The following is a 14,908-nucleotide window of genomic DNA, read 5'->3' as shown; positions in this document are numbered from 1 at the left end:
CGATGAGTGTCACTGCACCCCAGGGCTTCCGGGCCGCCGGCGTGACCGCCGGCCTGAAACCCAGCGGCAAGCCCGACGTCGCGCTCGTCGTCAACGACGGCCCGTTCGAGGCGGCCGCGGCCGTGTTCACCAGCAACCGGTGCAAGGCCAACCCCGTGCTCTGGAGCGAGCGCGCGATCGGCGACGGCCGGCTGCGGGCCGTCGTCCTGAACTCCGGCGGCGCCAACTGCTACACCGGGCCCGAGGGTTTCCAGACCACCCACGCCACGGCCGAGAAGGTCGCCGAGCTGGGCGGTTTCGGCGCCTACGACGTGTTGGTCTGCTCGACCGGGCTGATCGGCCCGCTGTTCAGCCGCGAGCGGATGCTGGCCGGGGTCGAGGCGGCCACGGCCACGTTGAGCACGGACGGCGGCGCCGACGCGGCGACGGCGATCATGACCACCGACACCGTGGCCAAGCAGTCCGTGCACACCTCGCCCGCGGGCTGGACCATCGGCGGGATGGCCAAGGGCGCCGGCATGCTGGCCCCGGCGCTGGCCACCATGCTCGTGGTCGTCACGACGGACGCCGAGGTGGACGCCGCGGGGCTGGACGCCGCGTTGCGCGCCGCGACCCGGGTGAGCTTCGACCGACTCGACTCCGACGGCTGCCAGTCCACGAACGACACCGTCGCGCTGCTCGCGTCCGGGGCCAGCGGTGTCACGCCCGACCCCGTCGAGTTCACCGACGCCCTCACGGCCGTCTGCACCGACCTGGCCCGGCAGTTGCTCGCCGACGCCGAGGGCGCCGACCACGAGATCGCCATCGAGGTGCGCGGCGCCGCCAGCGAGGAGGACGCCGTCGAGGTCGGGCGCAGCGTGGCCCGCAGCAACCTGTTCAAGGCCGCGATCTTCGGCAAGGACCCGAACTGGGGTCGCATCCTGGCCGCCGTCGGCACCACGGGGGCCGCCTTCGACCCGGCCGACCTGGACGTCGCGATGAACGACGTCTGGATCTGCCGCAAGGGCATGGCCGCCGACGACCCGGCCGGCGTCGACCTCGAACCGCGGGCCGTGCACATCGTCATCGACCTCAAGAGCGGCGACGCGACGGCCACGATCTGGACCAACGACCTCACCCACGCCTACGTCCACGAGAACAGCGCCTACTCCACATGATCAGCAGCACCACTCAAGAAGAGGCACAGCTCAAGGCCGCCGTCCTCGTCGAGGCCCTGCCCTGGCTGCAGCGGTTCCGCGGGGCGATCGCGGTCGTCAAGTACGGCGGCAACGCCATGGTCGACGACGAGCTGAAGCGCGCCTTCGCGCAGGACGTCGTGTTCCTGCGCGCCGCCGGGCTGAAGCCGGTCGTCGTGCACGGTGGCGGGCCCCAGATCTCGCGGATGCTCGACCGGCTCGGCATCGAGAGCGAGTTCCGGGGCGGCCTGCGGGTCACCACCCAGGACGCGATGGACGTCGTCCGCATGGTCCTCACCGGGCAGGTCGGCCGCGAGCTGGTCGGGTTGATCAACGCGCACGGCGCGCTCGCGGTCGGGCTCTCGGGCGAGGACGGCGGCCTGTTCCGGGCCGCGCGCCGCGGCACCGTCGTGGACGGCGAGCCGGTCGACCTCGGCCTGGTCGGAGACGTGGTGGACGTCGACCCGGCCGCGGTGCAGGACCTGATCGACGCCGGGCGGATCCCGGTGGTCTCGACCGTGGCCCCCGACGACGACGGCCAGGTGCTCAACGTGAACGCCGACACCGCGGCGTCGGCGCTGGCGGTCGCGCTCGGCGCGGAGAAGTTCGTCGTCCTGACGGACGTCGAGGGCCTGTACGCGGACTGGCCGGACCGGTCGTCGCTGCTGACCGAGGTGGACGACGTGCAGCTGGAGCAGATGCTGCCCGGCCTGGAGGCCGGGATGGTGCCGAAGATGGAGGCCTGCCTGCGCGCGGTCCGCGGGGGCGTGCCGCGGGCCACCGTGATCGACGGGCGGGTCCGGCACGGCCTGCTGCTCGAGGTCTTCACCACCCAGGGCGCCGGCACCATGGTCGTTCCGGCGAAACAGGCGGTGGCCCAGTGACTCTCGACCTCGACCTCTACACCTCCGGTCAGCTGCAGTCGCAGGACGCCTGGCTGGAGCGGTACCGGCACTCCGTGATGCAGACCTTCGGCACGCCCCAGCGGGTGCTGGTGCGGGGCGAGGGCTGCTACGTCTGGGACGCCGACGGGAACCGGTACCTCGACCTGCTGGCCGGGATCGCGGTCAACGTGCTCGGGCACGCCCACCCGTTCCTCAGCTCGGCGGTCAGCGCGCAGCTGGCCACCCTCGGGCACGTGTCGAACTTCTTCGCCACGCCCACCCAGGTGGCGCTGGCCGAGCGCCTGCTCGACCTGGCCGGGGCCCCGTCGGGTTCGGCGGTGTTCTTCAGCAACTCCGGCACCGAGGCCAACGAGGCGGCGTTCAAGCTGACCCGGCGCACCGGCCGGACCGGGTTGGTCGCCGCCGAGGGCGGGTTCCACGGCCGGACGATGGGTGCACTGGCCCTGACCCACAAGCCCGCCTACCGCGAGCCGTTCGAACCGCTGCCCGGGGACGTCGTCCACGTGCCGTTCGGCGACCCCGCCGCCCTGGAGGCGGCGCTCACCCCGGCGACCGCGGCCGTCGTCCTGGAACCCGTGCAGGGTGAGGCGGGAGTGCGTCCGGCCCCGCCCGGCTACCTCGCCGAGGCTCGTCGGCTGACCCAGGCTGTCGGCGCCCTGCTGGTCCTCGACGAGGTCCAGACCGGCGTCGGCCGGACCGGGTCGTGGTTCGCCTTCCAGCAGGCGGAACTGTCGCCCGGCGGGACCGGACCGGACGTCGTCACGCTGGCCAAGGGCCTGGGCGGCGGCATCCCGATCGGCGCGACCATCGCGTTCGGTGAGCGCAACGCGCAGCTGCTCGGCGCGGGCCAGCACGGCTCGACGTTCGGCGGCAATCCGGTCGCTGCGGCCGCCTCCCTGGCCACGCTGCACGTGATCGAACGCGACGGTCTCCTCGAGAACGTGGCCGGCGTCGGCCGGCGGCTCGTCGACGGGGTCGGGGCGCTCGCCCACCCGGGCGTGGCGAGCGTGCGCGGGGCCGGTCTCCTGCTCGCCGTCCAGCTCACGCAGCCGGTCGCCCCCCAGGTGGCCGCCCGGCTGCTGGAGGCTGGTTTCATCGTCAACCCCGTCGCGCCCGACGCGCTGCGCCTGGCCCCGCCGCTGGTGCTCACCGCCGAGCAGGCCGACACGTTCCTCGAGGCGCTCCCCACGGCCCTCGACCTGGCCCTGGCTGGTGCGGCATGAGGCATTTCCTGCGCGACGACGACCTGAGCCCCGACGAACTGCTCGAGGTCCTCGACCTGGCCGACCGGCTGAAGGCCGAGCGCGCCGCGGGCCGGTTCACGGCCCGCCCGCTGGAGGGTCCGCGGGCCGTCGCGGTGCTGTTCGACAAGTCCTCCACCCGGACCCGGGTGTCGTTCTCGGTCGGCATCGCCGAGCTCGGCGGCTACCCCCTGGTGCTGGACGCCGGGTCCAGCCAGCTGGGTCGTGGCGAGTCGATCGAGGACACGACGCGGGTGCTCGACCGGCAGGTCGCGGCGATCGTCTGGCGTACCGCGGGCCAGGAGCGGATCGCGGCGATGGCCGCCGTCAGCCGGGTGCCGGTCGTGAACGCGCTGACCGACGAGTTCCACCCCTGCCAGTTGCTCGCCGACCTGCAGACGGTCCGCGAGCGGCACGGCAAGCTGGCCGGGCTGACGCTGTCCTACCTCGGTGACGGCGCCAACAACATGGCCCACTCCTACCTGCTGGCCGGAGCCAACGCGGGCCTGCACGTCCGGATCGGCACCCCCGAGGGCTACCTGCCGGACCCTGGGGTCGTGGCGCGCGCCGCCGCGCGGGCCGCCGAGACCGGGGGGTCCGTAGCGGTCGGGCACGACGCGGCCGCGGCCGCGGAGGGTGCCGACGTGCTGGCCACCGACACCTGGATCTCGATGGGCCAGGAGGCCGAGGCCACCGAGCGCGCGGCGCCGTTCGTGCCCTTCGTCGTCGACGGGACCCAGCTGGCCCGCGCGAACCCGGGCGCCGTCGTCCTGCACTGCCTGCCCGCCTACCGCGGCAAGGAGATCACCGCCGAGGTCATCGACGGTCCGCAGTCCGCCGTCTGGGACGAGGCCGAGAACCGGTTGCACGCCCAGAAGGCGCTGTTGACCTGGCTTCTGGAGAAGTCGTGACCTCCATACCCACCCAGGGGAAGCTGGCCGCCACCAAGAACGCCCGGCACCGCCGGGTGGTCGACCTGCTGCGCCGGACGCCCGTGCGCTCGCAGGCCGAGCTCGCGCAGCTACTGGCCGAGGACGGCCTCGTCGTCACCCAGGCCACGCTGTCGCGCGACCTCGTGGAGCTCGGCGCGGTGAAGGTCCGGCACGCGGACGGCGGCTTGGTCTACGCGGTGCCGGGGGAGGGCGGCGACCGGACGCCGCAGGCCGGGCTCGAGCAGGACGTGCTCGACCAGCGCCTGGCCCGGCTCTGCCAGGAGCTGCTGGTGACGGCCGAGGCGTCCGCGAACCTCGTCGTCCTGCACACCCCGCCCGGCGCGGCGCAGTTCCTGGCCTCGGCGATCGACCAGTCGGTGCTGCAGGCGGTGCTGGGCACGATCGCCGGTGACGACACGGTCCTGGTGGTGACCCGCGACCCCGCCGGGGGCGGGGCGGTCGCCGACTGGTTCCTGGCCCTGGCCTCGGGCGAGGCCCCTGAAGAGCAGAAGGACGAGCAGTGACTGATTCGACGGGCACGACGGGTACCGGCGCGCTCTGGGGCGGCCGGTTCGCCGGGGGCCCCGCCGACGCGATGGCCGAGCTGTCCCGCTCGACGCACTTCGACTGGCGACTGGCCCGCTACGACCTGGCCGGGTCCCGCGCCCACGCCCGCGCGCTGCACCGGGCCGGGCTGCTCACCGACGACGACCTGAACGGGCTGCTCGACGCGCTGGCCAAGATGGACGCCGACGTCGCGTCGGGGGCGCTGGTCGCCGACCCCGGCGACGAGGACGTGCACGGCGCGCTGGAGCGGGTCCTGCTGGAGCGGGTCGGCCCGGAGCTGGGCGGCCGGTTGCGGGCCGGGCGCTCGCGCAACGACCAGATCGCCACGCTGCTGCGGATGTACCTGCGCGACCACGCGCGCGTGATCGGCGGGCAGGTGCTGGACGTGGTGGCGGCGCTCGTCGCCCAGGCCGCGGCCCACCCGGAGGCGCCGATGCCGGGGCGCACGCATCTCCAGCACGCGCAGCCCGTGCTGCTGGCCCACCACCTCCTGGCCCATGCCTGGCCGCTGCTGCGCGACGTGGCCCGGTTCGCCGACTGGGACGCACGGGCGGCCTCGTCGCCGTACGGGTCGAGCGCTCTGGCCGGGACGTCGCTGGGGCTCGACCCGGTGGCGGTGGCGGTCGAGCTGGGCTTCGAGGGTTCGGTGCCGAACTCGATCGACGGGACGGCGGCGCGCGACCTGGCGGCCGAGTTCGCCTTCGTGACGGCCATGGTCGGGGTCGACCTGTCGCGACTGTCGGAGGAGGTGATCCTCTGGGCGACGAAGGAGTTCTCGTTCCTGACGCTGGACGACGCCTGGTCGACCGGGTCGAGCATCATGCCGCAGAAGAAGAACCCGGACGTGGCCGAGCTGGCCCGGGGCAAGGCCGGCCGGCTGATCGGGGACCTGACCGGGTTGCTGGCCACGCTGAAGGGCCTGCCGCTGGCCTACAACCGGGACCTCCAGGAGGACAAGGAGCCCGTCTTCGACGCGGTCGACACCCTCGAGGTGCTGCTGCCGGCGGTGGCCGGTCAGGTGGCGACCCTGGTGTTCCACACCGACCGCATGGCCGAGCTGGCGCCGCGCGGGTTCGCGCTGGCCACCGACGTGGCCGACTGGCTCGTCCGGAAGGGCGTGCCGTTCCGGGAGGCGCACGAGCTGTCCGGGGCGTGCGTGCGGCGGTGCGAGGAGCGCTCGACGGCCGAGGGCCGCGAGGTGGAGCTGTGGGACCTGACGGACGCCGACTTCGCGGCGATCTCGCCGCACCTGACGCCGGACGTGCGGTCGGTTCTGGACGTCGCCGGTTCGCTGGCCTCGCGCGACGGGCGGGGCGGGACGGCGCCGGCGCGGGTGCTCGAGCAGCTCGCCGAGGCGCGGGCCGAGCTGACGCGACTGCGCGCGTTCACCCGGACTCTCCGGGCCTGAACGGTTCCGCGCGTCGTGAGGGCGGGGGAGCCGCTGCCGCGGGAGTTCTTCGACCGGGACTCCCGGAGGGTCGCGCGCGACCTGCTGGGCTGCGTGCTGACCCTCGGCGGGGTCTCGGTACGGCTCACCGAGCTGGAGGCGTACCTGGGGTCGTCCGACCCCGGATCGCACGCCTTCCGAGGTGAAACCCGCCGTAACGCAACGATGTTCGGGCCGCCCGGGCACGTCTACGTCTACTTCACCTACGGCATGCACTGGTGCGCGAACCTGGTCTGCGAGCCACCGGGGACGGGTACCGCGGTGCTCCTACGGGCCGGCGAGGTGGTGGGCGGCCTCGAGGAGGCGCGCTCCCGTCGTCCGGCGGCGAAGACCGACCGCGAGCTCTGCCGCGGCCCGGCGCGGCTGGCGAGCGCGCTGGGGCTGACCGGTTCGGACGACGGTCTCGACGCCGTCGGGGCGCTGGTCGCCGGCGCCCGGGTGCCCGCGAGTCGGGTGCGCACCGGGCCGCGGGTCGGGGTGTCGGGGGCGGGCGCGGTGCAGGAGTGGCGGTGGTGGATCGACGGCGACCCGACGGTGTCGGTGTACCGGCCCGCCAAGCCGCGGTCCCGGAAACCGGTGGTGCGCAGCCCGTAGGCTGTTTCGCGTGACCGAGAACTCCGCCGAACGACCTCTGGACCCTGCGCTCGAAGAACTTCGCTGGCGCGGGTTGATAAGCAACTCCACCGATCTGGACGCCCTGTCGGAGGAGTTCGCGAAGGGGCCGGTCACCTACTACATCGGGTTCGACCCGACCGCCCCCAGCCTGCACATCGGGCACCTGGTCCAGCTGCTCACCATGCGTCGCCTGCAGCAGTTCGGGCACCGGCCGTTGGCCCTGGTCGGGGGCGCGACCGGCCTGATCGGGGACCCGCGGCCGACGGCCGAGCGCACCCTCAACTCGCGCGAGACGGTGGGGGAGTGGGTGCAGAAGATCCGGGGGCAGATCGAACCGTTCCTGGAGTTCGACGGCCCGGCCGCGGCGCGGATGGTGAACAACCTCGACTGGACGGCGCCCCTGTCGGCGATCGACTTCCTGCGGGACATCGGCAAGCACTTCCGGGTGGGCCGGATGCTGGCCAAGGACGCCGTGAGCGCGCGGCTGAACAGCGAGGCGGGGATCAGCTACACGGAGTTCAGCTACCAGATCCTGCAGGCCCTCGACTTCCGGGAGCTGTACCGCGGGTACGGCTGCGTGCTGCAGATCGGCGGTTCGGACCAGTGGGGCAACCTGACGGCGGGGACCGACCTGATCCACCGCACCGAGGGCGTGTCGGCGCACGCGCTGGCCACCCCCCTGATCACGAAGGCCGACGGGACCAAGTTCGGCAAGACCGAGGGTGGGGCCGTCTGGCTCGACCCGTCGATGACGTCGGCGTACGCGTTCTTCCAGTTCTGGCTGAACGTGGAGGACGCGAAGATCGGTGACTACCTGCGGGTCTTCTCGTTCCGGACCCGGGAGGAGATCGCGGCCCTGGAGGCCTCGGCGGCTGAGCGCCCGCAGGCCCGGGAGGGTCAACGGGCGCTGGCCCGGGACCTGACGTCGTTGGTGCACGGGCCGAAGGCGATGGAGCAGGCCGAGGCGGCCGCGGCGGCGTTGTTCGGGGGTGGGGACCTGACCGCCCTGGACGACGGGACGCTGGCCGACGCGCTCGGCCAGTTGCCCGTGGCGCGGTTGCCCCGGGTCGACCACCCGGTGGCGGACCTGCTGGTGGCGGCCGGTCTGGCGCCGTCGAAGTCGGCCGCGCGGCGCACGTTGAAGGAGGGCGGGGCGTATCTGAACAACGCGAAGGTGCCGGGGGAGGACTCGACCGCCGGCGTTGCGGACCTGCTGCACGGGCGGTGGCTCGTGGTGCGGCGGGGCCGGAAGGCGATCGGGGCGGTGGAACTCGTCGACTGACCACACTGCGTGGCCCTGACCAGCCGTGTTGTTACAACTACGTAGCGACATTGGCGCAGGTCACAGGCGTGTCGCAGGGCCGATTTGACTTGCGAAACCGTACTGCGTAACTTTCTACCTGTTGCCGAACGAGAGCAACGGACACCGCAAGGTGGCCGGTCTCGGAGCAACTCCCCCAAGTAGGTACAGGCAGGGTCCTCTACGGGCTCGGCCAGAAAACCACGCGGTGGGATGCCGAACGAAACGGCTCAATCAGATCCAAGAAACACGGATTTGACCGGGCTGAAACGGGAAGCTAAGCTAGAAGGGTTGCCCCGAGAACAGGCCGAAAGGTCACAGTAACGGTGTGCGTCCGCTCCTTGAGAACTCAACAGCGTGCCAAAAGTCGATGCCAAATAACCCCGTCATCGGGTGTGCATCGAGGTCCATCCGGGCCTCAGCATAGTCGAGACGGAATTCCTTTGGTAGACGCAGATTGGGGCCCCTTACCGGGGGCCAGCAACTGCAGACGCCAGATCAATATGGTGCAACCGAGCTCGCCAGCCCGGGCGCACCGACTTCTAGATGACAATGGCCTTCGGGCTCATTGACTAGACATCAACGGAGAGTTTGATCCTGGCTCAGGACGAACGCTGGCGGCGTGCTTAACACATGCAAGTCGAACGGTGAAGCCACTTCGGTGGTGGATCAGTGGCGAACGGGTGAGTAACACGTGAGCAACCTGCCCATGACTCTGGGATAACCCCGGGAAACCGGAGCTAATACCGGATACGACACGCGAGGGCATCCTCTGCGTGTGGAAAGTTTTTCGGTCATGGATGGGCTCGCGGCCTATCAGCTTGTTGGTGGGGTAACGGCCCACCAAGGCGACGACGGGTAGCCGGCCTGAGAGGGCGACCGGCCACACTGGGACTGAGACACGGCCCAGACTCCTACGGGAGGCAGCAGTGGGGAATATTGCGCAATGGGCGAAAGCCTGACGCAGCGACGCCGCGTGAGGGATGAAGGCCTTCGGGTCGTAAACCTCTTTCAGCAGGGAAGAAGCGCAAGTGACGGTACCTGCAGAAGAAGCACCGGCTAACTACGTGCCAGCAGCCGCGGTAATACGTAGGGTGCAAGCGTTGTCCGGAATTATTGGGCGTAAAGAGCTCGTAGGCGGTCTGTCGCGTCTGGTGTGAAAACTCAGGGCTTAACCCTGAGCTTGCATCGGGTACGGGCAGACTAGAGTGCGGTAGGGGAGACTGGAATTCCTGGTGTAGCGGTGAAATGCGCAGATATCAGGAGGAACACCGGTGGCGAAGGCGGGTCTCTGGGCCGTAACTGACGCTGAGGAGCGAAAGCATGGGGAGCGAACAGGATTAGATACCCTGGTAGTCCATGCCGTAAACGTTGGGCGCTAGGTGTGGGGCTCTTTCCACGAGTTCCGTGCCGCAGCAAACGCATTAAGCGCCCCGCCTGGGGAGTACGGCCGCAAGGCTAAAACTCAAAGGAATTGACGGGGGCCCGCACAAGCGGCGGAGCATGCGGATTAATTCGATGCAACGCGAAGAACCTTACCAAGGCTTGACATAAGGCGAAAACTGGTAGAGATATCAGGTCCGCAAGGGCGCCTTACAGGTGGTGCATGGTTGTCGTCAGCTCGTGTCGTGAGATGTTGGGTTAAGTCCCGCAACGAGCGCAACCCTCGTTCTATGTTGCCAGCACATAATGGTGGGGACTCATAGGAGACTGCCGGGGTCAACTCGGAGGAAGGTGGGGATGACGTCAAATCATCATGCCCCTTATGTCTTGGGCTTCACGCATGCTACAATGGCCAGTACAAAGGGCTGCGAGACCGTAAGGTGGAGCGAATCCCAAAAAGCTGGTCTCAGTTCGGATTGGGGTCTGCAACTCGACCCCATGAAGTCGGAGTCGCTAGTAATCGCAGATCAGCAACGCTGCGGTGAATACGTTCCCGGGCCTTGTACACACCGCCCGTCACGTCATGAAAGTCGGTAACACCCGAAGCCGGTGGCCCAACCCTTGTGGAGGGAGCCGTCGAAGGTGGGACTGGCGATTGGGACGAAGTCGTAACAAGGTAGCCGTACCGGAAGGTGCGGCTGGATCACCTCCTTTCTAAGGAGCATCTAGACGCCGATTGGCGTCCAGAGGCCACTACTCAGACGTTCGATCTGAGGTGGTTGCTCATGGGTGGAACATCGACAGTTGGCCGTCGCTCTGCGACCCCTCGTTAGTACAGCTCTTCGGAGCAGGAACGCGGGTTGGTCACGGGGAGGCGGCTTAGGCACGCTGTTGGGTCCTGAGGGAACGGGCGAAAGCTCGACCTTCAGTGGCCGGCCGGGCAACCGGCCGACACGCGCGGAATCACCTCGTCGACGAACCACCGGCCTCCGCCGGCAGGCGCGACAGCAAATGGTCCGATCTCCGCCCGTAGCTTGAGAACTGCACAGTGGACGCGAGCATCTTTTAAAATCTGTGGTCAAGTTTTTAAGGGCACACGGTGGATGCCTTGGCACCAGGAGCCGATGAAGGACGTAGGAACCTGCGATAAGCCTCGAGGAGCTGGTAACCGAGCTGTGATTCGAGGATTTCCGAATGGGGAAACCCCGCTGGAGTCATTTCCAGTGACCCATACCTGAACACATAGGGTATGTGGAGGGAACGTCGGGAAGTGAAACATCTCAGTACCGACAGGAAGAGAAAGCAACCGCGATTCCGTGAGTAGTGGCGAGCGAAAGCGGATCAGGCTAAACCGAGCGCGTGTGATAGCCGGCAGGCGTTGCGCGTTCGGGGTCGTGGGACCCCTCCGTACTTTCTGCCGAAAGTACAAGGAGTTACAAAGTCGCGTCATAGTCGAAGGGCATTGAAAGGCCCGGCACAGAGGGTGTTACCCCCGTAGACGAAATGGCGCGGCCTCCTGAGGGAGTTCCCAAGTAGTACGGGGCCCGAGAAATCCCGTACGAATCTGGGGGGACCACCCCCTAAGCCTAAATACTACCTGGTGACCGATAGCGGACAAGTACCGTGAGGGAAAGGTGAAAAGTACCCCGGGAGGGGAGTGAAATAGTACCTGAAACCGCGTGCCTACAATCCGTCGGAGCCTCATTCGTGGGGTGACGGCGTGCCTTTTGAAGAATGAGCCTGCGAGTTAGTGGTATGTGGCGAGGTTAACCCGTGTGGGGAAGCCGTAGCGAAAGCGAGTCCGAATAGGGCGATTGAGTCGCATGCTCTAGACCCGAAGCGGAGTGATCTACCCATGGCCAGGTTGAAGCGCGGGTAAGACCGCGTGGAGGACCGAACCCACTTAGGTTGAAAACTGAGGGGATGAGCTGTGGGTAGGGGTGAAAGGCCAATCAAACTCCGTGATAGCTGGTTCTCCCCGAAATGCATTTAGGTGCAGCGTCACGTGTTTCTTACCGGAGGTAGAGCTACTGGATGGCTAATGGGCCCTACAAGGTTACTGACGTCAGCCAAACTCCGAATGCCGGTAAGTTAGAGCGTGGCAGTGAGACTGCGGGGGATAAGCTCCGTAGTCGAGAGGGAAACAGCCCAGATCACCAGCTAAGGCCCCTAAGCGTGTGCTAAGTGGAAAAGGATGTGGAGTTGCACAGACAACCAGGAGGTTGGCTTAGAAGCAGCCACCCTTTAAAGAGTGCGTAATAGCTCACTGGTCAAGTGATTCCGCGCCGACAATGTAGCGGGGCTCAAGTACACCGCCGAAGCTGTGACATTCGCACATGTGCTAGGTCTTCGGATCCAGGCGTGTGGATGGGTAGGGGAGCGTCGTGTGGCGAGTGAAGCGGCGGGGTGACCCAGTCGTGGACGCCACACGAGTGAGAATGCAGGCATGAGTAGCGAAAGACGGGTGAGAAACCCGTCCGCCGAATGACCAAGGGTTCCAGGGCCAGGCTAATCCGCCCTGGGTAAGTCGGGACCTAAGGCGAGGCCGACAGGCGTAGTCGATGGACAACGGGTTGATATTCCCGTACCCGCAAAGATTCGTCCATACCGAACCCGGTAATGCTAAGCGTCTGAAGCGGCATTGGTCTTCGGACCGGTGTCCGTGGAGCACGCGACCCGAGCCGGTAGTAGGTAAGCGATGGGGTGACGCAGGAGGGTAGCCACCGCGTAGCGATGGTTGTCTACGTCCAAGGATGTAGGGCGAGCTGTAGGCAAATCCGCAGCTCATATAGCCTGAGATCTGATGGTGACCGCATTAGCGGGAAGTAGGGTGATCCCATGCTGCCAAGAAAAGCCTCTAGCGAGAATCGAGCGGCCCGTACCCTAAACCGACTCAGGTGGTCAGGTAGAGAATACTAAGGCGATCGAGTGAATCGTGGTTAAGGAACTCGGCAAAATGCCCCCGTAACTTCGGGAGAAGGGGGGCCTGAGGGGTGAAGGCACTTGCTGCCTAGCCTTTGAAGGCCGCAGAGACCAGGGAGAAGCGACTGTTTACTAAAAACACAGGTCCGTGCGAAGTCGCAAGACGATGTATACGGACTGACGCCTGCCCGGTGCTGGAACGTTAAGGGGACGGGTTAGCCTCACGGCGAAGCTCAGAACTTAAGCGCCAGTAAACGGCGGTGGTAACTATAACCATCCTAAGGTAGCGAAATTCCTTGTCGGGTAAGTTCCGACCTGCACGAATGGCGTAACGACTTCTCCGCTGTCTCAACCGCGAACTCGGCGAAATTGCACTACGAGTAAAGATGCTCGTTACGCGCAGCAGGACGGAAAGACCCCGGGACCTTTACTATAGCTTGGTATTGGTATTCGGAACGGCTTGTGTAGGATAGGTGGGAGACTTTGAAGCGGATACGCCAGTATTCGTGGAGTCAACGTTGAAATACCACTCTGGTCGTTCTGGATGTCTAACCTCGATCCGTGATCCGGATCAGGGACAGTGCCTGGTGGGTAGTTTAACTGGGGCGGTTGCCTCCCAAAGAGTAACGGAGGCGCCCAAAGGTTCCCTCAGCCTGGTTGGCAATCAGGTGTCGAGTGTAAGTGCACAAGGGAGCTTGACTGTGAGAGAGACATCTCGAGCAGGGACGAAAGTCGGGACTAGTGATCCGGCCGTGGTAAGTGGAAACGCGGTCGCTCAACGGATAAAAGGTACCCCGGGGATAACAGGCTGATCTTGCCCAAGAGTCCATATCGACGGCATGGTTTGGCACCTCGATGTCGGCTCGTCGCATCCTGGGGCTGGAGTAGGTCCCAAGGGTTGGGCTGTTCGCCCATTAAAGCGGTACGCGAGCTGGGTTTAGAACGTCGTGAGACAGTTCGGTCCCTATCCGCTGCGCGCGTAGGAAACTTGAGAAGGGCTGTCCCTAGTACGAGAGGACCGGGACGGACGAACCTCTGGTGTGTCAGTTGTTCTGCCAAGAGCACCGCTGATTAGCTACGTTCGGAAGGGATAACCGCTGAAGGCATCTAAGCGGGAAGCTCGCTTCAAGATGAGGTTTCCATGGGGTTTACCCCGAGAGGCTCCCAGCTAGACTACTGGGTTGATAGGCCGGATGTGGAAGTGTGAACTAACGACACATGAAGCTGACCGGTACTAATAAGCCGATAACTTGCTAACAGATTTCTTGCTTGCGTCCACTGTGCGGTTCCCGAGATACGGTCGGGAAACGGCTGACATCTCAATAGAGTTACGGCGATCATAGCGACAGGGAAACGCCCGGCTCCATTCCGAACCCGGAAGCTAAGCTTGTCTGCGCCGATGGTACTGCGTGCGGGAGCGCGTGGGAGAGTAGGACGTCGCCGGACATCTTTCACGATGGCGGCCACCTTTGCGGTGGCCGCCATCGTTGTTTTGGCGCATGTAGCTCACAAGATCACCGGGGATCGCGCATTTCATCGGGTTCAGCCCGGTCAACTGACGGATTTTCGGTGATCTTGGTGGGGCTATCGGGTTCGGGAAAGATGGAGCAGATGGACGGCAAGCAGGGACGCGGCGGCAGCGCCGGTCGTGGTGGCAACTCCGGGCGCGGCGGGAGCTCCGGTGGTGGCCCGCGGCGTGGTGGCCAGGGCGGTGGTTTCAGCCGTGGGCAGTCGTCGGGCGGAGCCGGCGGTGCTTCGCGCGGGGGCAATCCCCGGAGCGCCGGCAGCGGTGGCGCCTCCCGAGGAGGAGCGTCGCGCGGTGGCAGTTCGGGCGGCTCTCCCCGGTCCGGTGGCTTCCGCAGTGGTGGCCCGTCCCGCAGTGGTGGCCCGTCCCGCAGTGGTGGCCCGTCCCGCAGTGGTGGCCAGCGCTTCGGTGAAGGTCCGCGTACCTGGTCGCGCGACGACCGTACCCAGGGTGATCGCCCGCAGAGTTCCGGTCGCCCCACGAGCAGCGGTAGGCCCAGCACCGGCCGGCCCAGCTCGGGTGGGCGTCCGTCGGGTGGTCGTCCGTCGGGCGGTGGCCGTCCGCAGGGGCAGTGGCGTCCCGAAGGTGGCGATCGTCCACGCGGTCCGGGTCGCCCCGCCGGTGGTGGCAGCGGACGTTTCGAGCGCTCTGAGCGCCCGCAGCGTGACGACCGTCCCCAGCGGCAGTGGCGCCCCGAGGGCGGCGACCGTCCGCGGGGTGCGGGTCGCCCCGCCGGTGGTGGACCTTTCGAGCGGCCGGACCGTCCCCAGCGTGATGACCGTCCGCAGCGTGATGACCGTCCGCAGCGTGATGACCGTCCGCAGCGCAGGGACCGCTCCGGCAGCGATGACCGCGGCCCCCGCAGCGGCGGCCGTCCGCAGGGTGCCGGCCGTCCG

At 67.2% G+C, this 14,908-nt stretch carries 9 protein-coding genes and 3 rRNA genes; all 12 read left to right on the top strand.

Annotated features, from left to right (window positions below; all coding sequences use genetic code 11):
* The first annotated feature begins 2 nt into the window (after nt 1-2).
* Nucleotides 3-1,157, top strand: coding sequence for a bifunctional glutamate N-acetyltransferase/amino-acid acetyltransferase ArgJ (gene argJ, locus ACIB24_RS20115; RefSeq protein ID WP_398283969.1), 1,155 nt, complete (start codon nt 3-5; stop codon nt 1,155-1,157).
* On the top strand, nt 1,154-2,059 hold the full coding sequence (argB, locus tag ACIB24_RS20110) for an acetylglutamate kinase (RefSeq protein ID WP_398283968.1): 906 nt from the start codon (nt 1,154-1,156) through the stop codon (nt 2,057-2,059). Before argJ ends, argB begins: the two co-directional genes overlap by 4 nt.
* Complete coding sequence (locus ACIB24_RS20105; protein WP_398283967.1) at nt 2,056-3,303, top strand: acetylornithine transaminase; 1,248 nt, start codon at nt 2,056-2,058, stop codon at nt 3,301-3,303. Before argB ends, ACIB24_RS20105 begins: the two co-directional genes overlap by 4 nt.
* Nucleotides 3,300-4,232 carry an ornithine carbamoyltransferase gene (gene argF / locus ACIB24_RS20100; RefSeq protein ID WP_398283966.1) on the top strand — a complete coding sequence of 311 codons (933 nt, stop codon included), beginning with the start codon at nt 3,300-3,302 and terminating at the stop codon, nt 4,230-4,232. The genes ACIB24_RS20105 and argF overlap by 4 nt, the downstream gene beginning before the upstream one ends.
* On the top strand, nt 4,229-4,777 hold the full coding sequence (locus ACIB24_RS20095) for an arginine repressor (RefSeq protein WP_398283965.1): 549 nt from the start codon (nt 4,229-4,231) through the stop codon (nt 4,775-4,777). Before argF ends, ACIB24_RS20095 begins: the two co-directional genes overlap by 4 nt.
* On the top strand, nt 4,774-6,228 hold the full coding sequence (gene argH / locus ACIB24_RS20090; protein ID WP_398283964.1) for an argininosuccinate lyase: 1,455 nt from the start codon (nt 4,774-4,776) through the stop codon (nt 6,226-6,228). Before ACIB24_RS20095 ends, argH begins: the two co-directional genes overlap by 4 nt.
* Nucleotides 6,229-6,243: 15 nt before the next feature.
* Nucleotides 6,244-6,861 carry a DNA-3-methyladenine glycosylase gene (locus ACIB24_RS20085; protein ID WP_398283963.1) on the top strand — a complete coding sequence of 206 codons (618 nt, stop codon included), beginning with the start codon at nt 6,244-6,246 and terminating at the stop codon, nt 6,859-6,861.
* Between the two features lie 37 nt (nt 6,862-6,898).
* Nucleotides 6,899-8,164 carry a tyrosine--tRNA ligase gene (gene tyrS, locus ACIB24_RS20080; RefSeq protein ID WP_398284127.1) on the top strand — a complete coding sequence of 422 codons (1,266 nt, stop codon included), beginning with the start codon at nt 6,899-6,901 and terminating at the stop codon, nt 8,162-8,164.
* Nucleotides 8,165-8,761: 597 nt separating this feature from the next.
* Nucleotides 8,762-10,279, top strand: a 16S ribosomal RNA gene (locus tag ACIB24_RS20075).
* A gap of 362 nt (nt 10,280-10,641) precedes the next feature.
* Nucleotides 10,642-13,745 (top strand): 23S ribosomal RNA (locus ACIB24_RS20070).
* A gap of 71 nt (nt 13,746-13,816) precedes the next feature.
* A 5S ribosomal RNA gene (gene rrf / locus ACIB24_RS20065) occupies nt 13,817-13,933 on the top strand.
* Together the 16S, 23S and 5S rRNA genes form the textbook arrangement of a ribosomal RNA operon.
* Nucleotides 13,934-14,597: 664 nt before the next feature.
* On the top strand, nt 14,598-14,908 hold a 311-nt coding region (locus ACIB24_RS20060), incomplete at its 3' end, for a hypothetical protein (protein ID WP_398283962.1).

Origin of the sequence: Spongisporangium articulatum (assembly GCF_044465595.1) — a bacterium.
In the GTDB taxonomy this organism is placed as follows: domain Bacteria; phylum Actinomycetota; class Actinomycetes; order Actinomycetales; family Kineosporiaceae; genus Spongisporangium; species Spongisporangium articulatum.
The sequence above is the reverse complement of the archived record's forward strand: the minus strand, read 5'-3'. Positions and strand labels throughout refer to the sequence as shown.

What these genes read in the sequence shown, in the direction of transcription:
- argF (WP_398283966.1), top strand. Translation starts at nt 3,300, where the DNA reads ATGAGGCATTTCCTGCGCGACGACGACCTGAGCCCCGACGAACTGCTC.
- argJ (WP_398283969.1), top strand. Translation starts at nt 3, where the DNA reads ATGAGTGTCACTGCACCCCAGGGCTTCCGGGCCGCCGGCGTGACCGCC.
- argB (WP_398283968.1), top strand. Translation starts at nt 1,154, where the DNA reads ATGATCAGCAGCACCACTCAAGAAGAGGCACAGCTCAAGGCCGCCGTC.